The 21,467-nt window shown below is 58.8% G+C and carries 22 protein-coding genes and 1 pseudogene; 20 read left to right on the top strand and 3 right to left on the bottom strand.

From position 1 onward, the window contains the following. The first annotated feature begins 29 nt into the window (after window positions 1-29). Window positions 30-1,364: a L,D-transpeptidase gene (locus tag ABC336_RS03320; protein WP_413237309.1), complete on the top strand. Its 1,335-nt coding sequence runs from the start codon at window positions 30-32 to the stop codon at window positions 1,362-1,364. A 2-nt stretch (window positions 1,365-1,366) separates the two neighbouring features. On the opposite strand, the gene ABC336_RS03315 is transcribed toward ABC336_RS03320, so the two are convergent. After that, window positions 1,367-1,504 (bottom strand): hypothetical protein, encoded by a 138-nt coding sequence (locus ABC336_RS03315; protein WP_413237308.1) that lies wholly within the window; start codon window positions 1,502-1,504, stop codon window positions 1,367-1,369. Window positions 1,505-1,699: 195 nt separating this feature from the next. Here ABC336_RS03315 and ABC336_RS03310 point away from each other — a divergent pair, with 195 nt between their 5' ends. Both ABC336_RS03310 and yjbM read left to right on the top strand, forming a co-directional pair. After that, window positions 1,700-2,797: a quinone-dependent dihydroorotate dehydrogenase gene (locus tag ABC336_RS03310; protein ID WP_413237307.1), complete on the top strand. Its 1,098-nt coding sequence runs from the start codon at window positions 1,700-1,702 to the stop codon at window positions 2,795-2,797. Between the two features lie 20 nt (window positions 2,798-2,817). Continuing rightward, window positions 2,818-3,624 carry a GTP diphosphokinase gene (gene yjbM, locus ABC336_RS03305; protein ID WP_413237306.1) on the top strand — a complete coding sequence of 269 codons (807 nt, stop codon included), beginning with the start codon at window positions 2,818-2,820 and terminating at the stop codon, window positions 3,622-3,624. A 67-nt stretch (window positions 3,625-3,691) separates the two neighbouring features. Here the strand turns inward: yjbM and ABC336_RS03300 are convergent, their stop codons facing one another. Continuing rightward, the gene (locus ABC336_RS03300; RefSeq protein WP_413237305.1) at window positions 3,692-4,174 is read right to left on the bottom strand and encodes a thioredoxin family protein; all 483 of its coding nucleotides are present in this window, start codon (window positions 4,172-4,174) and stop codon (window positions 3,692-3,694) included. 148 nt (window positions 4,175-4,322) lie between these two features. On the opposite strand from ABC336_RS03300, the gene ABC336_RS03295 reads away from it, so the two are divergent. The 15 genes and pseudogenes from ABC336_RS03295 (at window position 4,323) to ABC336_RS03225 (ending at window position 19,378) form a co-directional block, all read left to right on the top strand. Next, the gene (locus tag ABC336_RS03295; protein ID WP_413237304.1) at window positions 4,323-5,891 is read left to right on the top strand and encodes an RsmB/NOP family class I SAM-dependent RNA methyltransferase; all 1,569 of its coding nucleotides are present in this window, start codon (window positions 4,323-4,325) and stop codon (window positions 5,889-5,891) included. A gap of 45 nt (window positions 5,892-5,936) precedes the next feature. Next, window positions 5,937-6,701, top strand: coding sequence for a pseudouridine synthase (locus tag ABC336_RS03290; protein ID WP_413237303.1), 765 nt, complete (start codon window positions 5,937-5,939; stop codon window positions 6,699-6,701). Between the two features lie 295 nt (window positions 6,702-6,996). Further along, window positions 6,997-8,163: a type III polyketide synthase gene (locus ABC336_RS03285; RefSeq protein ID WP_413237302.1), complete on the top strand. Its 1,167-nt coding sequence runs from the start codon at window positions 6,997-6,999 to the stop codon at window positions 8,161-8,163. Next, window positions 8,156-8,893 carry a methyltransferase domain-containing protein gene (locus ABC336_RS03280; protein ID WP_413237301.1) on the top strand — a complete coding sequence of 246 codons (738 nt, stop codon included), beginning with the start codon at window positions 8,156-8,158 and terminating at the stop codon, window positions 8,891-8,893. The genes ABC336_RS03285 and ABC336_RS03280 overlap by 8 nt, the downstream gene beginning before the upstream one ends. Further along, window positions 8,886-10,049, top strand: coding sequence for an NAD(P)/FAD-dependent oxidoreductase (locus ABC336_RS03275; RefSeq protein WP_413237300.1), 1,164 nt, complete (start codon window positions 8,886-8,888; stop codon window positions 10,047-10,049). Before ABC336_RS03280 ends, ABC336_RS03275 begins: the two co-directional genes overlap by 8 nt. A gap of 12 nt (window positions 10,050-10,061) precedes the next feature. Next, a complete protein-coding gene (locus ABC336_RS03270) occupies window positions 10,062-12,107 on the top strand; it encodes an MMPL family transporter (protein WP_413237299.1) in 2,046 nt (681 codons plus the stop codon). A gap of 72 nt (window positions 12,108-12,179) precedes the next feature. Then, window positions 12,180-13,487 (top strand): sensor histidine kinase, encoded by a 1,308-nt coding sequence (locus tag ABC336_RS03265; protein WP_413237298.1) that lies wholly within the window; start codon window positions 12,180-12,182, stop codon window positions 13,485-13,487. 18 nt (window positions 13,488-13,505) lie between these two features. Beyond that, entirely contained in the window at window positions 13,506-14,147 is a 642-nt protein-coding gene (locus ABC336_RS03260; RefSeq protein WP_413237297.1) for a response regulator, read from the top strand. Window positions 14,148-14,251: 104 nt separating this feature from the next. Further along, the gene (locus ABC336_RS03255; RefSeq protein ID WP_413237296.1) at window positions 14,252-15,103 is read left to right on the top strand and encodes an ATP-dependent DNA ligase; all 852 of its coding nucleotides are present in this window, start codon (window positions 14,252-14,254) and stop codon (window positions 15,101-15,103) included. Window positions 15,104-15,227: 124 nt separating this feature from the next. Further along, a complete protein-coding gene (locus tag ABC336_RS03250) occupies window positions 15,228-15,665 on the top strand; it encodes a thiol-disulfide oxidoreductase DCC family protein (RefSeq protein ID WP_413237295.1) in 438 nt (145 codons plus the stop codon). After that, window positions 15,662-16,630 (top strand): DoxX-like family protein, encoded by a 969-nt coding sequence (locus ABC336_RS03245; RefSeq protein WP_413237294.1) that lies wholly within the window; start codon window positions 15,662-15,664, stop codon window positions 16,628-16,630. The genes ABC336_RS03250 and ABC336_RS03245 overlap by 4 nt, the downstream gene beginning before the upstream one ends. Continuing rightward, complete coding sequence (locus tag ABC336_RS03240; protein ID WP_413237293.1) at window positions 16,590-17,267, top strand: DUF4166 domain-containing protein; 678 nt, start codon at window positions 16,590-16,592, stop codon at window positions 17,265-17,267. The genes ABC336_RS03245 and ABC336_RS03240 overlap by 41 nt, the downstream gene beginning before the upstream one ends. Window positions 17,268-17,404: 137 nt before the next feature. After that, complete coding sequence (gene fur / locus ABC336_RS03235; RefSeq protein ID WP_413237292.1) at window positions 17,405-17,887, top strand: ferric iron uptake transcriptional regulator; 483 nt, start codon at window positions 17,405-17,407, stop codon at window positions 17,885-17,887. Between the two features lie 309 nt (window positions 17,888-18,196). After that, window positions 18,197-18,592 carry a GNAT family N-acetyltransferase gene (locus ABC336_RS03230; RefSeq protein WP_413237291.1) on the top strand — a complete coding sequence of 132 codons (396 nt, stop codon included), beginning with the start codon at window positions 18,197-18,199 and terminating at the stop codon, window positions 18,590-18,592. An 18-nt stretch (window positions 18,593-18,610) separates the two neighbouring features. Then, window positions 18,611-19,378, top strand: a pseudogene (locus tag ABC336_RS03225) (DUF4184 family protein). Between the two features lie 303 nt (window positions 19,379-19,681). Here ABC336_RS03225 and ABC336_RS03220 read toward each other — a convergent pair. After that, window positions 19,682-20,044, bottom strand: a complete 363-nt coding sequence (locus tag ABC336_RS03220; protein ID WP_413237290.1) for a c-type cytochrome — start codon at window positions 20,042-20,044, stop codon at window positions 19,682-19,684. Between the two features lie 161 nt (window positions 20,045-20,205). Here ABC336_RS03220 and ABC336_RS03215 point away from each other — a divergent pair, with 161 nt between their 5' ends. Together ABC336_RS03215 and hisA are read left to right on the top strand one after the other, a co-directional pair. Further along, complete coding sequence (locus tag ABC336_RS03215; RefSeq protein WP_413237289.1) at window positions 20,206-20,637, top strand: disulfide oxidoreductase; 432 nt, start codon at window positions 20,206-20,208, stop codon at window positions 20,635-20,637. A 53-nt stretch (window positions 20,638-20,690) separates the two neighbouring features. Further along, window positions 20,691-21,455 carry a phosphoribosylformimino-5-aminoimidazole carboxamide ribotide isomerase gene (hisA, locus tag ABC336_RS03210; protein WP_413237288.1) on the top strand — a complete coding sequence of 255 codons (765 nt, stop codon included), beginning with the start codon at window positions 20,691-20,693 and terminating at the stop codon, window positions 21,453-21,455. Window positions 21,456-21,467 lie beyond the last annotated feature (12 nt).

Genomic DNA, 21,467 nt, shown 5'->3' with positions numbered 1-21,467 from the left:
TAAATATATAAAAGGAAAGGGGCGGCGGCGTGAATCAACGTGAAGAGCAGATCCACCTCAAACATTATGTCAAACAGCATCCGGACAACAAAATGGCCTGGTATCTGCTTGGCAAGGAATATATCCGCTTGGGCAAAACCGCCAAAGCCAATTACTGCTTCATTCAGGCAGGCGATATCTATGAGGCATTCGAGGACAAGCAGCATCCGCTCGTACTGCAGCAGCAAGAAGCGATCCAGCAGTGGATCAGGCAGCGCAAGCGCAGAGCTGCGGTGCGCCGCACAGTGGCCACGATCATCGTGCTGCTCGGCTTGACGGCTCTCGCACCGGCCAGGGAGGAGCCGGTTGACCCGGTACCGGTGATGCAGGATCAGCCGGCGTCATCTGATTGGACGGTAGCATTCGTCAAGGAAGGCGATCCCCAGTCAGTCAGCTCGCTGCTCGCCGGTCTGCTGTACGGCAGCGGCAAGCCGCAGAGTCGAGCGATCGCTGTGTCGCTCGAACAACGGGAGGAATACCGGGTGTGGCAGGGCAAGAGCAGAATCCTCATGTCTGCGGAACGTTCCCCTTCGGGCGGCGAGCTGGCTGTCAAGCTCCACGACGCGGCTGCCTGCCGCTGCGAGCCGGCCAGTCCGGCGGAAGCCGAGCAGGAGCTGAAGCAGTGGCGTATGCAGCAGGAGGAGCGGTGGACCCTGGCCAGCGCCATCCACCACTATCGACAGTCTGCGGGCAGTTGGCCAGATTCGCTGGATGATTTGGTCGGCGCCTATCCGTCCAATGTCCTTTCGGGAGATACGCCGGGCATGCGGGACCAGTTCCCGCGTCTGCTGGAGGAGATGAAGGGAAGAGCGGCGGGAGCAGCCGGCCCCGGGGGGAGCCCTGATGGTATGGGACGCTGGCTGGAGGCGCTGCAGCTGCCCGAGACGCCGCTGCGCATCGTCGTGGACACGCAGCAGTACCGGCTGGCTGTCCTGAGCGGGGATGTACTCGTACGGAGCTATCCGGTCGGTCTCGGCGGTGACAAGACGCCGGAGGGCAGCTTTACGATTACCGAGAAAGTAAAAAATCCGAACGGCCGTAATAACGGCGAGTTCGGAAGCAGGGGCATGACCTTGTCGGGGACGTTGTATGCCATCCATGGCACGGATGAGCCTGCGAGCATCGGCAAGGATCAATCGCTCGGCTGTGTCAGGATGGGTAAAGCTGATGTGGAAGAGCTCTATGATCTCGTTCCGCTGGGCACCTCAGTAACGATCCAGCGGGGCGGGCTGCCCGATCTGGTGACGCCCGGCAAGGATCGCTTTCAGTTGACCCCTCGGCAGGACGAGACCAATCCCGGCAAGGTGTACCGGTGGCTGGACTGACATCAGGAGACAATGATCAGGACGGAGACGAGGATGACGATAACGGCAAATGTCGAGCCAAGGACGATCATGGCTTTTTTGTTGCCTTCTTCCTTTGGCTTGCCGGGCAATATAGGCGGTTTTCTGCGGTTGGCGCCCATCTGACTACACCACCTTTCGAGTCCAGATAAGTTTAGCAATTGATTATAATGTCAGTGTAATCGTTTTCGGCCATTGCCGCAATGCATGTGTTGCTGTTACTGCTCCGGTTGCGGCATATGACCCTTTTCTTTTCACATGGAAAAGGATAAACTTAAGTGATGACGTGTGGTACGAAGGAAACGGAGTGAAGGAACGTGTTGTATTCAAAAATTGCCAAGCCGGCGCTCTTCCGCATGGACCCGGAGAAGGCTCATCATCTCGTGATCGACGGGCTGCACAGTGCGGGTAAAGTTCCGGGGATGCTGAGCCTGCTGCAGTCGATGTATGGCATGGAGCCAGTCCCGGAGCTTGCCATGGATTTATTTGGTTTGCGCTTCCCGCTGCCGGTCGGACTGGCTGCCGGACTGGATAAAAATGCGAAGTCGGTCGACGGCTTCTCCAGCATCGGCTTCGGCTTTGCGGAAGTGGGTACAGTAACCCCCAAACCCCAGGCAGGCAACGAGCTGCCGCGGCTGTTCCGCTTGCCGCCTGACGACGCGCTCATCAACCGGATGGGCTTCAACAACGACGGGACGGAAGCGATGCGCCTGAGCCTCTCGCGTCGGCGGGTGAAGACGATACCGATCGCCATCAACATCGGCAAGAACAAGGCGACCCCCAACGAGCAGGCGCATGAGGATTATATGGCGTGCATACGCGTCCTGTATGAGTACGGCGATTTTTTTGTCGTCAATATCAGTTCGCCCAATACACCCGATCTGCGCGCGCTGCAGCATGGCGACGAGCTGAAGACCTTGCTGGATTCCGTCCGTCGCGAGATGGACGCTCAGGGTGCCCGTCGGGGAGAGACGCCCAAGCCGGTCCTGGTAAAGATCGCGCCGGACATGACGGCAGAGCAGTTGGAATATACGGTGGATACGATTCACAAAAGCGGGATTTCGGGTATTATAGCTACGAATACGACGCTCAGCCGGGAGGGCTTGACGCATCCTCATGCAGCCGAAGCCGGAGGGCTGAGCGGCCGCCCGGTCACAGCTATGTCGACGGCAGTCATCCGCAGCGTATACAGCCAGACGGGAGGACAGCTCCCGATTATCGGCGCGGGCGGCATTTTTGATAGCGACGACGCATACGATAAGATTTGCGCAGGCGCCAGCTTGGTTGAGATCTATACGGCATTGATCTATAAGGGGCCGGAGATCCTTCGCGAGCTGAACCGCGGCCTGTTGGAGAGGTTGCGCCGCGACGGCTTCACACGGCTCACGGAGGCAGTCGGTTCAGCGCACCGGTAAGCTGAAATGGAGGTAACGTCATGGATGGAAGGGATTGGGACCTTTTCTTGCTCCCATATGAGCAAGCAATAGAAGAGCTGAAGGTCAAGTTCAAAACGTTACGCAGTGAATTGAAGGTCCGGGAATCCTATGCGCCGATTGAATTCGTCACGGGGAGGGTCAAGCGCATATCCAGCATCCTCGAAAAAGCCAAACGTCTGGGAGTACCGATGGATCGGATTGATACGGGGATTGAAGATATCGCCGGGATCCGAATCATGTGCCAGTTCGTCGAGGATATCCAGCGGGTGGCCGAGTTTATCCGCAAACGGCAGGATCTCACCCTTGTCTACGAGAAAGATTATGTAACCAATTATAAAGAGAGCGGGTACCGGAGCTTTCACATGATCGTCGAGTATCCGGTACAGACGGCGCTGGGATTCAAGAAAGTACTCGCAGAGATCCAGATCCGTACATTGGCGATGAATTTTTGGGCGACGATCGAACATTCGCTTAACTATAAATATAAAGAGAGCTTGCCGGGGCATGTGCGCGCGCGGCTCAAGAAGGCTGCGGAAGCCGCCTCTCAGCTTGATGCGGAGATGTCCAGCATCCGGGCGGAGATTCTGGAAGCCCAGAGAGGCTTCGAGGACCGCTCCAATATCGTCTCCAAAGTGCTGAGCGATATTCAGGATTTGTACTTTTACAACCGGGTGCGGGAAGCTGCCCAATTTCAGTTGAAATTCAATGAGCTGTGGGACAGCGAGGATATCTGGGGGCTCAAAGAATTGTCTGTAGAAGTGCAGGCGGCCATTATGCGAGCCAAAAAGAACAGCGGCCAATCATAACTGCTATCGCTGAAAAGCCAACCCCCCGGGCCCGGCCCGGGGGGTTGGCTTTTCAAAAGACCAGTGGTCAGCCTTTATGTTTGGCAAAGAAATCTGTATAATGCTGTTCTGTAAATCCGGTGCTGCCGTCTACGGTAATGCCGCCTTCCATCTTGTCGACTAGCGATCCGTTCTCGTAATAAGCCAGAGTCGGGGTGAATTGAATGCCCATCTTCTGGAAATAGCTGTCGAACTCTCTCAGGTTGAACTGCGGCAGATCGACGCCAGCTTCCTCGGCGAGCGGCATCAGCACCGGAGTGGTCTGTTTGCAAAACCCGCAGTCTGAGGCAAAGTAATAGACGAATGTTCCGTCGCCGCTGGCGATTCGGCTCTCCAGCTCGTCCGGCAAAATAATATTCTGATAATTGGGATCATCCAATATCGCGCGGGTCTGCGGATTGAGCTCGGAAACCGGCTTATTGTAAACTTCGTTTACATTGGATTTGTTGAGCACAAAGATACCTGCGAACAATAGGACAATGATACCTAAAAAGATGCCCATTTTCTTCATGAGTTGCTTTCTACCTCCATACCGAATTTGGTTGATATCGCTTCCGCTTCTTCCACTTACTTTAAGTAATTATACACCATGCTGCACTGTTTAGGTAAGAGATCTGTCCAAAATCGTTGCAAATCTGTGAACCGGAGGAGGAATCATCATGGAAAAGACGCTCCCGCAGCCGTTTGTGGACCAGATGCACACGCTTCTGGGCGAACAAATCGACGCCTTCCTGGCTTCTTATAGCGAGGAACGGCGGTACGGCTTGCGTATCAACCGGCTTAAGCTGTCAGCTGAAGAGTTCCGCCGCCTGGCTCCGTTCGGCGAGCGGCTGGAGCCAGTGCCCTGGAGTGAAGACGGCTATTATTACCAAGGCGATGCTGACCGTCCGGGCAAGCATCCCCTCTACCATGCCGGACTGTATTATATCCAGGAGCCGAGCGCGATGGCGCCGGTAGCTCTGCTGGACGTGCAGCCGGGCCACCGGGTGCTGGATCTGTGCGCCGCCCCGGGGGGCAAATCGACGCAGATCGCTGCCAGACTGCAGGGTAAGGGCCTGCTGGTTGCCAATGACAATGCCGCTGAACGCGCCAAAGCGCTGGCCAAAAACATCGAACGGGCGGGCGTGCGCAATGCAGTCGTGCTGCAGGAGGAGCCGGCCTCGCTGGCCAGGGTGTTCCACAGGTACTTTGACCGGATCCTTGTCGATGCCCCATGCTCCGGCGAAGGGATGTTCCGCAAGGAGCCGGGGATGATCGCTTATTGGGGCAAGCATGATGCTGCCCGGTATGCCGCTATGCAGGATGACATCCTGCTTCATGCCGCAGCCATGCTGGCTCCGGGAGGAAGACTTGTGTATTCGACGTGTACGTTTACGCCGGAAGAAAATGAGCATCGCATCGCCGCGCTGCTGCACAGCCACCCCAGGCTGGACGTGATTCCTGTCCAGCCCGACCACGGCTGGCAGCCCGGATTCGCGGATGTCTCGGGAGGAATAGACCACAGACTGGAGGGGACGGTGCGTCTCTGGCCACATCATGTTCAGGGCGAGGGGCATTATGCCGCTGTTCTGGCAGCAGACCTGCAAGACAAGCAAGGAACTGGCTCCGATGCTTCACCCCCTGCTGGTTTGGGAACCCCCGAACAGCCCTCCGCACCTCTGCGGACAAGCAGCAGGGAGCTGCGGAGGGACCGACAGCAGCAGGCAGCGGTATCTGGGCGGGCTGTCCGTGCCGACAGGCGGCGGGGATCCCGCAAGGAAGCGCCGGATCTCGCTTCAGCGGAGGCGCAGTGGCAGACGTTTGCCGAGCATCAGCTGACCCTGCAGCGGCCATTAGCCGGACGGCTGACGGCTTATGGCAGCCGTCTGTATCTGCAGCCGCATGGCCTCCCGGCACTGGACGGACTGCGGGTCATCCGGGCAGGCTGGTATATCGGAGAAGCGGGCCGTCACCGTTTTGAGCCGTCCCAGGCACTGGCGCTGGGGCTTACGGCAGCAGAAGCTGCAAGAGTGCTGGATCTGCGGGCGGAAGACGATACGGTGTGGCGTTATCTCCGCGGCGAGACGCTGGAGATTGACCGGGAGCAGATCAAGGGACCGTCGGGCGCCGACGCAGATGAGCCGAAGGGGCTTGTCCTTGTCTGTGTAGCAGGCTACCCGCTCGGATGGGGCAGATGGCAGGACGGCGTGCTCAAAAACGAACTGGCGCCGGGATGGCGGATTGTCTGAGCATCCAGGTCCGCTGCTCGGAATACTAAGGAAGGGGTAATGCAGATGACCAAGACAATCCGCCTGGACAAGCTGCTATCCCATATGGGATTCGGCTCCAGAAGCGAGATCAAAAAAGCGGTCAAGCAAGGCTTCGTCTCCGTGAACGATGCCGTAATCAAGGACAGTGGGCTCGCGGTCGATCCAGAGCGGGACACCGTGCGGTGGCAGGAGAACGTAGTCCTCTACAAAGAGGTCGTCTATCTCATGCTGCACAAGCCGCAAGGCGTCATCTCGGCGACCGAGGACCGCCGTGAGCGTACGGTGATCGATCTGCTGCGGGCGGAGGACCGATTGCTTAAGCCTTTTCCGGTAGGCAGGCTGGACAAGGATACGGAAGGGCTGCTGCTGCTCACCAATGACGGTCAGCTGGCCCATGAGCTGCTGTCGCCCCGCAAGCATGTGGACAAGACGTATGAGGCAATTGTGAAGGGAGAAGTCGATGAAGCGGACCGACTGCAATTTGCCCAAGGCGTGACGCTCGATGACGGATATGTGACGATGCCAGCCGAACTGATGATCGACAAGGTGGAGCCGGCGGCTGACGGCTCGCCGCAGTCGAGGATTACGCTGACGATCCGCGAAGGCAAGTTCCACCAAGTGAAGCGCATGTTTGAAGCGGTGGGCAAACAGGTGACCTATCTGCGCCGGGTGGCCATGGGTGCGCTGCATCTGGATCCGGACTTGCCGCTTGGCAGCTACCGGGAGCTCACGCCGACTGAGCTTGCACTGCTGCAGGAGCATTCCGGGGCGAAGACGAAGGGCAGCTAGATTATGCGTTGATAGAATACGGAAAATCGAGTCCAGAGGTAACGCGGGAGCAGCCCGATACGCTTCACGTGAACGCAGTACCGCTTTCATCCGTCCGGCTCCTCTTGCCCACGGCCCTGCTGAATGCAGCAAGGGTTCGTGGGCTTTTTCTGTTCTTTATGCAGCGGATAAGCGCATAGAAAAGGCTGGTGCCGAATATCCATAGATTACGGCATGTCCATAGCAAGATTAGCAGACACATGCCCGGGAGACGATCTCGCGGCATGCCATATCGCAATAGATGGAGGGGATCGAGATGGATAGGGAGAAGACGGGGATAGCGATAACCGGCATCGGCCTGGCTGTGCCTGAGCATCGTCTGGAGCAGCAGGAAACCGCTGGGCGGCTGGCGGAAGCGCTAGCCGGCAGGCCGGATGCGGCGAGGTGGGCCAGACGGTTGTTCCGCCAGAACGGCGTGGAGACGAGGTATACATGCGAGCCCAATCTGCTTGCCGAGCCTTCGGCATGCAGGTATTTTCCTTCGGATGGAGGAGCAGCCGCGCCTGCACCCGGTACAGCAGAGCGGATGCGTATCTATAAAAGGGAGTCGGTGCCGCTGGCTCTGGCTGCGGCTCGCGCGGCGCTGCTTGAGAGTCAGGCCAAGCCTGAGCAGATCACGCATCTGATCACGGTCAGCTGCACCGGACAGTTTTTGCCGGGACTCGATGCCGAGCTTTGCTGGCAGCTTGGGCTGGCATCCGATGTACAGCGGATGCCGCTGCAGTTTTTGGGCTGCGCGGCAGGCCTGAAGGCGATCGGCCTGGCTCGCCAGCTCGCTGCCGGCCAGCCTTCCGCTCAAGTGCTCATCGTCTGTGTCGAGCTCTGCACGCTCCATATCCAGCCATCCAGCGAGCGGGAAGCGCTCTATAGCGCTTCCTTCTTCGGCGACGGGGCATCAGCTTGTGTCGTCACGGCAGCGGCGAGGACTGGGGAGGCCGACCTATTCCTGCTGGATGAACCTTACAGCACGCTGCTTCCCGGCTGTGCGGATCAGATGTCATGGGAGCTCGGGGATTACGGTTTTGAACTGTACCTGTCGCCGGAGGTGCCCAAGCTGATCGCCAGGCATATCCCGGACGAGCTGGAGCGGCTGCTGGGCGGGGAGATGCCGTCCTGGTGGGCTGTACATCCTGGAGGCAAGGGGATCGTCGACAGTGTCCAGCAGACCTTCGGCCTGGCGGATGAGCTGGTTGCCAACAGCCGCGCCGTGCTGCGGGAGTATGGCAACCTGTCCTCGGCGACGATTCTGTTCGTCCTGCACAAGCAGCGGCAGGCGCTGCGCGAGTCAGCGTCTCCGGCGAGAGACGGCCTGGCGGTCGCTTTTGGTCCGGGGCTGACGTTTGAGATGCTGCGCATGACGTTTGCCGGTGCAGACTCAGTCGGTAAAGGCCACCGTGAGCCGGAGAGGTCCATCCGTGCTTAGGGCGCTCGGGGAACGTGCCGTCAAGCCGGAGTTGATGGACGATGCGGAGGCGAGCGGTCCCGAGCTGAGCGCCGCGCTGCGTCAGCTGCGGCTGCTCAACCGCCTGTTCCATGCAGCCGGGCCTACTCTATACGGTGTAGAAAGGCTATGGCAGGCGGCAGGCCGTCCGAAGCGCCTCAGGGTAACGGACATCGGCAGCGGATCCGGCGATGTTAACCTGGCGCTGCTGCGTTGGGCGGATCGGCAGCGGATCGCCATATCGATCCAACTCGTCGATATGACGGCCGAAGCGTGCGCGGCTGCGCGGCTGGTGCACCGGATGGAGCCCAGGATCACCGTCGTCCAGGACGAGCTGTTCCGGCTCAGCCGCCAAGGCGAGTCAGCAGACATCGTCACAGCGACCCAGTTCTTGCACCATTTCACCGGGCCGTCACTGATCGCTGCCGCCGAAGCATTGAGCAGCATGGCGCGGCTTGGTGTCGTCGTCAGCGACATCCATCGGCACTGGCTGGCATGGCTCGCGGTGTGGGGCGCCTCCCGGCTGCTGCCCGGCAACCGCTATATCCGGCATGACGGGCCGCTCTCCGTCGCCAAAGGGTTCCGCGGCGCTGACTGGACGCGGCTGGCAGCGGCGCTTCCGGGATTGAGGCTGGAATACAGCTGGCGGCCTTTATTCCGTTATGCGGTGTGGATCCGGCCAGACGGACGGGGAGGTCTTGTTGATGGATGAGGTGGATATCGCGATCATAGGCGCAGGGATCGCCGGCAGCAGTGCTGCCATAGTGCTGGCACGGAGAGGCTGGCGGACGGTTGTGATCGACCGTCAACGCTTCCCCCGGCACAAGGTATGCGGGGAGTTCCTCTCGCCCGAGGCGCTGACCATGCTGGCGGAGCTGGGTGTCCTTGAGCGGATCTATGACCGGGGACCGGGCATCATCCGTCAGGCCGCACTGACGCTCCACGGACAGGAAGAGCTGCGCCTCGCACTCCCGGCAGCTGCGCTTGGCATCAGCCGCTATTTCCTGGACAGTGCCTTGCACCGGCAGGCGTCGGACGATGGCGCGCGGATCGTGACGGGTACGACGGTGAGCGCGGTGCGCAGTCAAGGGGACGGGTATACCATCGACACCCGGGGCAGCGAGTGTGGCGGATTCCGTGCACGTGCAGTCATCTCGGCTTGCGGCTCCGCTCCCGGCCGTGATCTGCCGGGGGGCGCTCTGCGGGATCCGGCCGGCGGCAGACTGCGATATCTGGGTGTCAAATCCCACTATAGCGGCATGACATCGGGCGATGCAGTAGAGTTGTATTTCTGGAAGGGCGGATATGTCGGGCTGGCTCCCGTCGAGGATGGGATCGTCAATGTCGCCGGATTGCTCGCTCACACCAGCGCTGTCCGTGAGCGGGGTTCTGTGCTTGAGCTGCTGGAGTGGGCTTGCCGGAACAACCCGCAGCTGCAGCGGCGGCTGAGCGGTGCCGAGCCGGTATCGGGAACGCAGGCGGCGGTCTCGCCGGTCCCGCTCGGCAAGCCGCTGACGGCCTGGCAAGGGGCGGCTCTGACAGGCGATGCCGCGATCGTGATCCCGCCGCTCTGCGGCGACGGCATGTCGATCGCGCTGCGGACATCGCTCTTGTGTGCCGCACAGGCGGATGCGTTCTTGAGCGGCAGGATCAGCAAGGATATCTGGCAGCGGAGCTATGAGAAGACTGTGAAGCGTCAGCTGAGCCGGCCGCTGCGCTGGGGCCGGGTGATGCAGCAGTCGCTGAGCCACCCTGCTCTGGCGCCCTTCCTGGCTCAGCTGGCGCGAACAGCTCCTCGTCTCGCCTCGCAGTTCGTCAAGGCGACCCGGCTCGACCCGCATCCTTCGGGCGGCGGGTTGTACGGATAGCGCGAGAGCGGCATGGGTAGCGGATCTCTTGAGCGGCGTATCCGCCGCCGTGCTCTGACTGTCGTAGGCGGATGGCTGCTGGTGCTGGCCGTGCTTGCCCCCTGGGCTCCGCGGCTGTCTGCCGTCCTGCAGGATCACGGGCTCGCAGCGGAGGGCGATTACTCGTCTGTCCAGCAGCTGCTCGCCGACCATCATGGTTTTCCTGCGGATCCGGTCATTCTGCTGTTTGAGAGCCAGCCAGGCGTGTCCAGCCAAGCGTTGGGCGACTATATCCGGCGAACAGCAGAACGGCTGCGCGCATGGGAGGTGACGGCAGTTTTGCTCTCCCCCCTCGAAGACCCCCGGATGCAGAATGGGACGAAGGCTTATGCGCTGCTCAGCTTTGACGCCCCCTCCCACCGGTGGGGGCCGCTGATTGCCCTGCTGAGACAGTCCCTTTCGGAGCCGCCAGGCATCACGGTCAGTCTTACAGGCAAGCCGGTGATCCAGTCGGAGGTCAACGAAGCAAGCCGCCGGGATTTCAAAGCGGCGGAGCTCGTCGGCATTCCGGCTGCTTTTGCCATCCTGCTGCTGGCCTTCGGCGGGGTCGTCTGCGCCGTTATTCCGATCATCACCGGCTTGGTCGGGGTCAGCTGCGCGATGGGCATCATGTATGTGATAGGCACCCAACTGATGCTTTCGTCGTTTGTGCTTAGCGTCATTCCGATGGTGGGGCTGGCGCTTAGTCTCGATTTTGCCTTGATGCTTGTCAGCCGCTATCGGGAAGAGCTGACCAGCGCTGAACCGCGGCAAGCGCTGGCAACTACGATGCAGACGGCCGGACGGGCAGTCCTCTATGCGGCCGCCACTGTGGCGCTGGGACTGGCAAGCACCTTGTGGATCCCGCTGCCGTTGTTCCGGTCGGTTGCACTTGCCTCGCTAGTCGTCCTGGCTTTTAGTGTCCTCCTGGCCTGGACGCTCGTCCCGGCACTCATGACGCTGCTGGCAGCTGATATCCGCGGGTCAGCCGGCAGCAGACGTCAAGCGCCTGATTGGCGGAGCTGGTCCGCCTGGCTGATGAAGCGTCCGCTCCTGGCTGCTGCTGGGTCTGCGGCGATCCTGCTGCTCAGCTGCCTGCCGCTGCTGCGGATGCAGCTGGCGATCCCGGACGCATCTTCATTGCCTGCTTCCTCTGAGGTCCGGCAGGCCTATGAACGGTTCGAAGCCAGGTTCGGCATCACCGGGCAGACGACAGTCTACGCAGCACTTGTCTTCGACCAAGACCAATCGGAGGATAACCGGAAAGCCGCCTCTGCTTCGCTGGCAGCTCGCTGGGCGGCCGACCCCTTGGTCGCTGAGGCAGCTGTGCTGCCGCCTGTCTCGACGTCAGTGCAGTATGTGCAGCTGACCGTGCGAGGGGAGGCCGGCGCGGCTGCCGTATCCGACTGGCTGCGGCGGGAGGCGGACGTCCAGCCAGATGCCGGGCGTTATCTGCTTGGCGGGGAAGCCAAGTATCATCAGGAGGTGCAGGGCCATATCTATGGCAACCTCGGTAAAGTAGCGATCAGCATCGCTGTCTCCAACTTCGTTATTCTGGTGCTTGCTTTTCGTTCCGTGGTCATCGCCCTGAAGACGCTGCTCATGAATGCGCTCAGTCTCGGCGCGTCTTTCGGGCTCCTGACATGGATGTTCAGCGCCGGATGGCTGGGCGTGACACCGGGGCCGATCGCCATTATGATACCCGTCTTTATCTTCGGTCTTGCCTTCAGCATCAGTATGGACTACGCCGTCTTCCTGGTCTCCCGCATCTATGAGACCTACCGAATCACGCGAGACAATGACGAGGCGGTCATCTACGGGTTGGCGCGGACGGGGCGCATCATCAGTTGCGCTGCTGCCATGATCATCGTCGTGACCCTGCCATTTGCCTGGGGGGAGGTGGCGGGCGTGCAGCAGCTCGGGGTCGGTATCGCAGCGGCGATCTTCATCGATGCGACACTGATTCGATTTCTGCTCATGCCGGCATTGATGAAGCTGCTGGGCGATTGGAACTGGTGGATGCCCGGCAAGCGGGGGTAAACGTATCCGCCATTCGCCGGGGAGCGGACTTATGGTAGAATGGGAGGTATTAACCGGTAAGGAAGGTAGCCGATGCTGTACTATTTTGCTGCATTGATGGCCGCCGCTGCTGTTGTCTGGCTTGTTCAGGTCCGTCATGCCACCAATCGGTGGGCGGCGCTGTTCCTTGTCAGCGCAGCGATTGGCGGAACATCCGAGTGGTTGGACGGGCGGGGCTGGCTGCTTGCCTCCGGCATCGTCCAATTCGTTAATCTGACCTGTACTCCCTATGCAGTACTCGTATTCTCGCTTGTCTACGCTGAGCGACTCGATACGCCGGGCCGGCGTCGCGGCGCCAAGCTGCTGCTGCTGATTCCTGTACTTGCTACGGCGGCATGGACGACCTTTGATCCGCCATTTGCGATCCATTATCCGCTATTGGCGGTTTGGGCAGGCGTCTATTACCTTGGTGCTTGTTTTGTGCTGCTGGACGCCTGGCGTCAGGAGAAGGATCGGCGCATGCGGCGCAGCCGCTTTATTACCAGTATCATCATGACGCCGACCTTGCTGGCTGTTTATGGACTTATCTATATCGGACGTGCCGCCCAGCCTGACTTTCCGTTTTTTGGCTACGTTTCGATCTTCGTCTCGTACTCGCTGGGCATTGCGCTGCTCTGCTCTTTTGTCTACAGCGTGCTCGGCGTCCGGCTGCGCGTGGAGCATGATCCTCTGGAGCCTGCGCTGCAGGCCGCCAGCTCCGGAGCAGCGATGCTGAACCACACGATCAAAAATGAACTTGGCAAAATCGCCATCAGCGCCGCTAACCTGAGACGTGAATCAGCGGGTAACGAGACAGCCGAGGCGCATCTGCGCATCATCGACAGCAGCTCCGAGCATATGCTGGCGATGGTGTCGCGGATCCATGGCCAGATGAAGGAGCTGTCGCTGCAGCTCCAGCCTTGCCGCCTCGATACTGTAATCGAGGATGTGCTCTCAGCCCAGCAGACGAGGCTGGAGTCGGCAGGTATCGATCTGACGACATCGTACGGCACGAATCCCCAGGTGCTTGCGGATCCTGTTCATCTGCGGGAGGCCGTCAGCAATGTCGTCGCCAACAGTATCGAAGCCATGCCAGACGGCGGGCAGCTGGACATCTCGGTGGAGGAGATGCGGCGGCAGGTGAGAATCCTCATCCGGGATACGGGGAATGGCCTGACGTCTGCCCAGAGTGCCAGAGTGTTCGAACCGTTCTTCAGCACCAAAGGCAGCGCCGACAATTACGGGCTCGGTTTATCGTATGTGTATAAAGTGATGGCCCAAAGCGGCGGGCGAGCAGAGCTGGCGAGCCGACAGGGCGAAGGGACGACGGTGATGCTGACATTTCCGCGAGCCCGGACTTAGAGAGGAGGGAGCCTGCCCATGGACCAACCGCATATCCGGATTTTCATGGTGGAGGATGATCCGGACTGGATCAAATCCATCACCGCTTTTCTGAATCATGAGCCCGATCTGCTGGTCGTCGGAGCGGCTACTTCCGAGGAAGAGGCGGTGAGTATGGCCGAGAGTCTGGCGTTTGACATCGTGCTGATGGATATCCAGCTGACGCCAAGCGGTCGTGAAGGCATCTATGCCGCCATGCGGGTTCATGACATCCGGCCGGTGCCGGTGATCATGCTCAGTTCGCTTACCGACAGCCTGAGCATCATGCAGTCCTTTACGGCCGGGGCGGTCAACTATCTCGACAAAACCCGGTTTGCAGAGCTGCCGCAAACGATCCGGCATGCCGTCCGTCACACATCGGCGATGGAGCCGCTGCTGCAGGAATTCGCCCGCCTCAAGCGGGAAGAGCAGCTGAAGGACCTGACCCCGGCAGAGCGGGAAGTGTTCGAGCTGATCGAGCAGGGCTACACGCAGCAGCAGATCGAGAAAAAGCTGTACAAGGCGGAGAGCACACTGAAAAACCAGGTTAACAAAATCCTTAAAAAACTGGGTGTCAAAAGCAGCAAAGAAGCGGTGGAGCGCGTCCGCCGGCGCGGTCTGCTGCGGCGGCCGCCGGAGTGACATGCCGCTGCACCCGCAAGCTCCATCCTTGAAGCTTCCCTGAATTTACCGAGTGGCACAGCCTGAGGCTGATGCTACAATGGTTGAAATGGGAGGCGCGTGAGATGTTTTACGAACCAATGCTGCCTGTGTCATGCGAGGCGGCTTTTGATGATGAACGGTATGTTTTTGAGCCGAAGATCGACGGGCATAGGCTGGCCTTGTCGATGATGAGCGGGGTCGTCAATCTGTATACCAAATTCAGAACCAATGTCACCGAGCGATATCCGGAGCTGCATCATGTACCGGTGGACAGCCGGCATGTCGTACTGGACGGCGAAGTCGCGTACTACAACCCGGACACGGGAGCGTTCGAGTTTGAAGCGGTCATGGAAAGGTTCCGGCTGACGAAGCCGGCCCGTATCCGGGATGGCGCCAAGCGGCTGCCTTTGCGCTACTATGTATTCGACATCCTGAGCTATGACGGAGAAGATGTGCGGCGATGGCCATTGGCCGAACGCCAGCAGCTGTTAAGCGAGGTGCTGACGGAGAACAAATCGTATCGCAGGGTGCTCTCCGTGGAGCGGACAGGCAAGGATCTCTTCGAGGCTGTCAGGCAGCGCGGGCTGGAAGGCGTCGTCGGCAAACGGAAGGACAGCTTGTATCTCGGACGCCGGTCCGACGATTGGCTGACAGTGCCCAATTATCAGTTTGCCGAGGTGTCGATCGCCGCTTACCGCAAGTCCCGGTTCGGCTGGCTTGTTCACATGGGCGGCAAGCCAGTCGGCGTCGTCGAGCAGTCGGTACCGCCAGAGATCCGCAGCGCTTTTATGGCAGCTGCGAGAGGACTCGTCTTGTCCGAAGACAGGCATTATGTCTATCTTCAACCACAGCTGCGGGCCCGGATCCGGTACCGGAGCCGGTACAAGTCAGGCATGTTGCGTTCGCCGCAGTTTGTCGACTTCCTATCCTCCTGATTCCCGTCCTCGGACGGCAAGGGTACTACGTTTTGTAGTACCTTTTTTGGCGTCGACCCATAAAAGTTGGTTCTGCCGCTCGCGGTCATCTCCGGGTAGACTGGAGTCAAAGGGGGCGGCGAGGATGAACAACAGCAGATATAGACCGGAGGAACGAATCCTCCTGCTCATAGACGGCGAATGCCTGCTTTGCCACGCGGTTACGCGTTTTGTTGTCCGGCGGGATCCATACGGACGCTTCCGTTTTGCGGCGCTCCAATCAGACGAAGGCCGGCTGCGGCTGCATCAGGCGGGACTTCCGGCGATGGAGCGGGATACCTTCGTCATGATCGATGGCGGCGTCTGTTATACCCGCTCCACAGCAGCGCTGCGGACGCTGCGCAAGCTCGGCGGTTTCTATCGTCTCTGTTACTTGGGGATAGTGGTGCCTGTGCCGATCCGAGACGGGATCTACCGCTGGGTAGCGAAGGCGCGCTACAGATGGTTCGGGCGCAGCGCGGTCTGCATAGTGCCGGATGCCCGGAACCGCGGACGATTCATGATCGGGGGGGAAGAGCTATGAGACGCAAGCCGGTTTATGTGCAGTTGGATATGCAGACGGACATGGATACCTTGTGGGAGCATACCCAGATTCCGAGGCTGCATGAGCAGTGGGATGTAAGATTCAGCAAGATCGATTATTTGCCTCGCGATTCGGAGGATGCCCCACAGCAGTTTGAATATATTACTCGCATTGGGGCCGGGATGGCCATCAAGGGTACAGGAGAGACACAAGCCAACCAGTTGAAGGAAGGGGGGCGAATGTCGACCCTCGTCTTCGCTTCGGACCAGCCGTTCTCTCTGATCCGGCACGGGTCGGGCTATTGGCGGTACGAGAAACGGCATGACCACATCTCCTTCATGACCCGATTCGATTACGATACGCGCTTTGGCTTGTGCGGATATTGGCTGGACCGGCTGCTGTTCAGACCGTTATTCGGACGAGCTACGGCATGGAGCTTCGATGTACTGCGCATATGGCTTGAACAATATATTCCACCAGCCATCACGATCAGAAACGCTTGCATTCACTATTGCCTCGTTATTGTGCTTGCCGTGCTTTGGATTTATCAGGGTCTGGTGCCCAAGCTGCTGTATCCTGATGCCGGGGAATTGGCGATGCTGCAGTCGACGGGCTGGGCACCCGGTTATGAAGTTCAGGTGGTCAAGGTTCTCGGCATTGCCGAGATCCTGCTCGGCGTCCTGATCCTGCTGCAGCACCGCAAGCGTTGGACATATGGCTTGCATAGCGTGTTCCTGCTCGGGTTGACGCTGCCGGTGCTGTGGAGCCGCCCGGAGCTGCTCAGCCAGCCGTTTCAACCGCTGACGTTTATGCTGGCACTGTTGGGCTGCGGCCTGGCTGCTGCAGGGACACGAGAACGGCTGCCGCATGCCGGACGCTGCCGGCGCAGGCCGGCCGCAGGCGCAGAGAGGAGGGAGTCAGCCGATGCCTTCTATATACCAAAAAGCAATGGGGGCCGAGTTTGAGCGGCTGCATCCCCGGATCCGCGAGCGATTCGGGTTCTCTAGTGCCGACGGAATCGCCTGCATCGGCCGGGGGATGATGGAGCGGATCTGGTATGCCCGGGCAGCTGCGCTGCCGCTTGCACTGGGGGCGACCCGTCATCTGATGTTTCCTGAAGGCGGCAGTGAGATCCCTTTCACAGTGCACAATTATGCCTATACCGACAAGCAGGGGCGCGAGACGGTCAGCTGGGTGCGCAAATTCCGGTTTCCGCGCCGCATCCGCACCTTCGATGCCTCGATGATCTACAGCCCGCAGCGGGAGCGGATTGTGGACTATCTGGGCAATCGTCAGCATTTGGCGGTCGATCTGCAGTTGTCATCCGATCCCCGCGGCGGCATCCGGATCCGATCCGGGGAACAGCGTTTTTATGAAGGCCCGCTTCAGTTCAGGTGGCCACGCATCGGTACTGGGGAAGCCGAGGTATGCGAATGGTACGATGATGATGCCAGATGCTTCCGGATCGAGGTTACGGTGAGGAATCCGCTGCTCGGCCCAGTCTTTCATTACAAAGGAAGGTTCCAGGCCGAGTATATACCTGCCTCGGGTCGTCCGATACCGCTTGATATCCTTCCATTCCGCGAAGAATACCGCGAATAGCCCTTCAGTTCCAGTACTAAAAGACATCGAAAAGACAACTAAAAGACATCCTTTGCTAAATTCGCCCGATTGAGATATAATCAAATGAGAATCATTCTAAATAAGGGTGTCCAGTACTACAATTGGAGGTGTCTGTTATGGTACCGGTAATGGAAGAACTGGGGAAGATCAATCATCAGCTGAAGATGAAGGGCTACAAGCTCACCCCGCAGCGGGAGGTAACAGTCCGTGTGCTGCTCGAAAACGAAAAGGATCATCTGAGCGCTGAAGACGTATATATGCTGGTCAAGCAAAAATTTCCCGAGATTGGTCTGGCAACCGTATACCGCACGCTGGAGATGCTCACCGATCTGCAAATCGTCGAGAAGGTCAACTTTGGCGACGGCGTAGCCCGGTTTGATCTGCGCAGTGACGACCATGCCCATATGCATCATCATCTGATCTGCCGGGACTGCGGAGCGGTCCAGGAGATCAAGGACGATTGGCTGCAGAGCATCGAGGAGCGGGTCGAGCGGGAGTTCGGGTTCGTGGTCAGCGACCATCGGCTTGACTTTACCGGCGTCTTCAACACGTGCACGAAGTCCAAATCGGAATGCCGCAAAAAACGCAAAGCCGTGTGACAAGGTGCTACTCCTTGAACCGTTGACCTCAGGTCAGCGGTTTTTTCCATGGGAGCAGCAAAGTCAGCCAGACCACTGACCCCAAAACACCCACTCCAACGAATCTTTTCTCCCTTACAGCACCTCCACCAGCCTCGCCGCCCGCTCCAACATCGCGGCACCCCGCAGTTTGGTCTGCATTTAGCACGTTCAATGTCTACGGTATCACGGTGCCAGCATAAGGCTGTAGAATTTGTTTTGTTCGCTTGCCGTTTGGATCAGTTATGATAAAATCACGGAAACTACCGTATCTATTGGGGGGGCGTATCGATGATTATCTATAAGGATGACAAAGAGATACAGGCGGCGGATGTGGCGGAGGTTTTCCGTTCATCGGGGATCAAGCGTCCTTATGAGGATCTGGACCGGATCCAGCGGATGATCGATCGGGCGGATCTATTGGTCACGGCTTGGGCGGACGGCAGGATGGTCGGCGTGGCCCGGGCCGTCACTGACTTTGCCTATTGCTGTTACCTGTCCGATCTGGCGGTGGACAAGCAATATCAGAAGCAAGGCATCGGCAAAGCATTGATCGCCAGAGTCCAGCAGGCGATAGGAGAAGAGAGCTCGCTGGTGCTGCTCTCTGCGCCGGGTGCTGAGCCGTATTATGAGGCGCTCGGCTTCGCCAAGTCGGAGCGGGCATACGTCATCACACGCAACCGCTAACGTACAGGGGGGGTTGGGATGCCTTTTACCTTTGCTCATCCGCTGTATGCACTGCCTGCCAAGCTGGTCGTTCGGCGCCTCAGCATGACAGGGCTTATACTGGGGAGTATGTCGCCCGATTTCGAGTATTTCCTGGCGCTCGAGCCGCATGCGACGATCGGTCATTCCTGGCCTGGTTTTATCGTCCAGGCGCTGCCGCTAAGCGTATTGCTGGCCATGCTCTTTCACCTCCTGGTCAAGGAGCCGTTGGCCCAGCATCTGCCTTCATGGCTGGGGATGGACCGTCGCGCTCTTGCGCTGGCAGTCCGCGGCTCGCCTGTGGATATGCGCAGACCGGCAGGCTGATTGAATTTTATCGTGGCTGTGCTGATCGGCTTTGTCTCGCATCTGTTCGTCGACGCCTTTACGCACCGGCATGGCTATTTTGTCGTCCGCTACGAATGGCTGCAGGGCTCGATCTTTGGTTACCAACTCTACAAGCTGCTGCAGCACGGGCTCTCCCTGCTGGGTCTGACGCTGCTGATGCTGCTTGTGATCAGAGCGTTTGCCGGAGCTCCTGTCCAAGTCAGACAGACCCAACACATACAGACACGGCCGGCGTCTCGCAAAGCGGTCTACTGGCTGATCGTCGCGGGTTCGATGGTAGTCACTGTGGCGCTCAAGTTCATCGTCTCAGACAGCGCCAACCTGCTTGGGATGGCCGTCGTCTCGCCGATATCGGGACTGTTACTCGGCATTGCCGCAGCTTCTTGCTGGTCGCGTTGGCAGCAAATAAAACTCCGTTGAAGGGCCAATAAAGCCCACGGACAATGATCAGCACATCTCATGCCGTTGTCCTATGGGACACGGCTGAGAGTGAAACGAGACACTAGTGGCATCAAAATGATACTTGTAGACCTTTTCCACGTGATGTTTGAACGCTCTAAGCACCAAACCAATCCTTGCAGAACATTTCGAGCGCGGCAAATATAAACGCCGTTGCCCCCGGGACAATTTATAAGCAAGTGAAACGCCATTGTCCCCCGGGGCAACTTATAAGCACATATAAACGCCGTTGCCCCCAAAGGCAACGGCGTTATTCCTCATTCATTATTGTTTCTCTGCCAGGAACAGCGAGAGGTTGATGATCTCGTCTTCGGTCAATTGATCCTCAAAGCCAGGCATCCCGTTGCCGCCATTCATGATGACGCGGTAGATCTGTTCTTTGGTCAGGGTCGAGCCGACCTTGTCCAGCGCCGGACCCATGCCGCCTTCGAGATTGCCGCCATGACAGCCGATACAATTTTGCTGAGTCAGCAGCTGCTCGGCAGCGCCCGCGTCAATCTCGCGCACTGGCACTTCAAAGGCTGCTTCCCGTTCGGCTTCTTCCTTGGACGGAAGGGTGAAGAGGATGAGATAGATGCTGAATATTCCGGCTAGGCAAAAAACCCCGAACATCGCCCATTTGTGCATATACAAGCTCCTTTCTTCATGCTAAAATTTTATTCAATACATTCCAGTACATAAGTAGATCCGCCATGCAACTACTGGCAACCATGCCATATACACGTGCCGGATATAGCCTGGGTATGTAGAATATAAAGTTGTCGACGCGAGAGCAAGGAGTGATAGAAGTGAAGTATAGAAAAAGCGGTTCCTGGCTGTTCCTGGCCTGGGCCGTGTCGGTCGTGGCCACGCTCGGCAGTCTCTACCTGAGCGAGGTTCTCCATTATGTCCCGTGCAGCCTGTGCTGGTACCAGCGCATCTTCATGTACCCTCTGGTGCTCCTGCTCGGTATTGCCACCGCGCGCAGCTCTTCGGTTATTATACCCTATGTGCTGCCGCTTGCAATCATCGGCGGCGGATTTTCTGCGTATCACATCCTGCTGCAGAACCTGCCCAAGGACTCTGGACTGGCCAATGCCTGCGGCGCCGTATCCTGCGCAGAGGATTACCTCAACTGGTTCGGCTTCATCACCATTCCGATGCTTGCCCTGGCGGCGTTCCTCATTATTATAATTGCTCTGGTGCAGGTTCACAAGCTTGAGAAGCGGTCCCGCTACTAAATTTTGTACGAGTTCGACACTTGTGTCACTTCGGAAAGGATGAGGACATAACGATGCAATTCCGGCCGTGTATTGATCTGCATCAAGGAAAAGTCAAACAAATCGTCGGCGAAACGCTGGGGACCGGCAAAAAACCAATTATCGAAAATTTTGTGTCCGAGCATAATTCGGCCTATTATGCGGACCTCTTCAGGCGGGATGAGCTGCGGGGAGGCCATGTCATCATGCTCGGCGGCGGCAACGAGACAGCTGCAGTCGAGGCGCTGCGGGCGTATCCCGGCGGCTTGCAGATCGGCGGCGGCATTACAGCTGATAATGCGGCCCATTATCTGGAGCAGGGCGCGACCCATGTGATCGTCACCTCGTACTTGTTTGAAGGCGGCGAGCTCAACGAAGGCAATCTGCAGCGGCTCGTCTCGGAGGTCGGCAAAGACCGTCTCGTCATCGATCTGAGCTGCAAGGCAAAGGATGACCGCTGGTACGTGGTAACCAAGCAGTGGACGCAATTCAGCAGCTTCTCCGTCGACGAGACCCATCTGAATCAGCTGGCGGAATACTGCGACGAATACCTCATTCATGCCGTTGACGTCGAAGGCAAGCGCTCGGGTGTGCAGCAGGATCTGGCGCGTGCACTCGCCGGCTGGGTGACGATTCCGACGACCTACGCAGGCGGCTGCCGTTCGATGGAGGATCTGGGTGCTTTCCGCGAGCTGACAGACGGCCGGCTGGACATTACGATCGGCAGTGCATTGGACATTTTCGGCGGCGCTCTGTCTTATGACGAGGTCGTTGCCTACAATAGCAGGCTTTTACGCTAGCTGAGGAAGGCA

It is taken from the genome of Paenibacillus jepli (genome assembly GCF_047238105.1).
Lineage (GTDB): Bacteria > Bacillota > Bacilli > Paenibacillales > Paenibacillaceae > Paenibacillus_D.
This window is presented reverse-complemented; position numbering and strand designations above follow the sequence as displayed.

Excerpts from the sequence above, each read along its gene's own strand:
- ABC336_RS03315 (WP_413237308.1), bottom strand. The coding sequence starts at position 1,504 with ATGGGCGCCAACCGCAGAAAACCGCCTATATTGCCCGGCAAGCCAAAG.
- yjbM (WP_413237306.1), top strand. The coding sequence starts at position 2,818 with ATGGATGGAAGGGATTGGGACCTTTTCTTGCTCCCATATGAGCAAGCA.
- ABC336_RS03300 (WP_413237305.1), bottom strand. The coding sequence starts at position 4,174 with ATGAAGAAAATGGGCATCTTTTTAGGTATCATTGTCCTATTGTTCGCA.
- ABC336_RS03295 (WP_413237304.1), top strand. The coding sequence starts at position 4,323 with ATGGAAAAGACGCTCCCGCAGCCGTTTGTGGACCAGATGCACACGCTT.
- ABC336_RS03290 (WP_413237303.1), top strand. The coding sequence starts at position 5,937 with ATGACCAAGACAATCCGCCTGGACAAGCTGCTATCCCATATGGGATTC.
- ABC336_RS03285 (WP_413237302.1), top strand. The coding sequence starts at position 6,997 with ATGGATAGGGAGAAGACGGGGATAGCGATAACCGGCATCGGCCTGGCT.
- ABC336_RS03275 (WP_413237300.1), top strand. The coding sequence starts at position 8,886 with ATGGATGAGGTGGATATCGCGATCATAGGCGCAGGGATCGCCGGCAGC.
- ABC336_RS03270 (WP_413237299.1), top strand. The coding sequence starts at position 10,062 with ATGGGTAGCGGATCTCTTGAGCGGCGTATCCGCCGCCGTGCTCTGACT.
- ABC336_RS03265 (WP_413237298.1), top strand. The coding sequence starts at position 12,180 with ATGCTGTACTATTTTGCTGCATTGATGGCCGCCGCTGCTGTTGTCTGG.
- ABC336_RS03260 (WP_413237297.1), top strand. The coding sequence starts at position 13,506 with ATGGACCAACCGCATATCCGGATTTTCATGGTGGAGGATGATCCGGAC.
- ABC336_RS03255 (WP_413237296.1), top strand. The coding sequence starts at position 14,252 with ATGTTTTACGAACCAATGCTGCCTGTGTCATGCGAGGCGGCTTTTGAT.
- ABC336_RS03250 (WP_413237295.1), top strand. The coding sequence starts at position 15,228 with ATGAACAACAGCAGATATAGACCGGAGGAACGAATCCTCCTGCTCATA.
- ABC336_RS03245 (WP_413237294.1), top strand. The coding sequence starts at position 15,662 with ATGAGACGCAAGCCGGTTTATGTGCAGTTGGATATGCAGACGGACATG.
- ABC336_RS03240 (WP_413237293.1), top strand. The coding sequence starts at position 16,590 with ATGCCTTCTATATACCAAAAAGCAATGGGGGCCGAGTTTGAGCGGCTG.
- fur (WP_413237292.1), top strand. The coding sequence starts at position 17,405 with ATGGTACCGGTAATGGAAGAACTGGGGAAGATCAATCATCAGCTGAAG.
- ABC336_RS03230 (WP_413237291.1), top strand. The coding sequence starts at position 18,197 with ATGATTATCTATAAGGATGACAAAGAGATACAGGCGGCGGATGTGGCG.
- ABC336_RS03220 (WP_413237290.1), bottom strand. The coding sequence starts at position 20,044 with ATGCACAAATGGGCGATGTTCGGGGTTTTTTGCCTAGCCGGAATATTC.
- hisA (WP_413237288.1), top strand. The coding sequence starts at position 20,691 with ATGCAATTCCGGCCGTGTATTGATCTGCATCAAGGAAAAGTCAAACAA.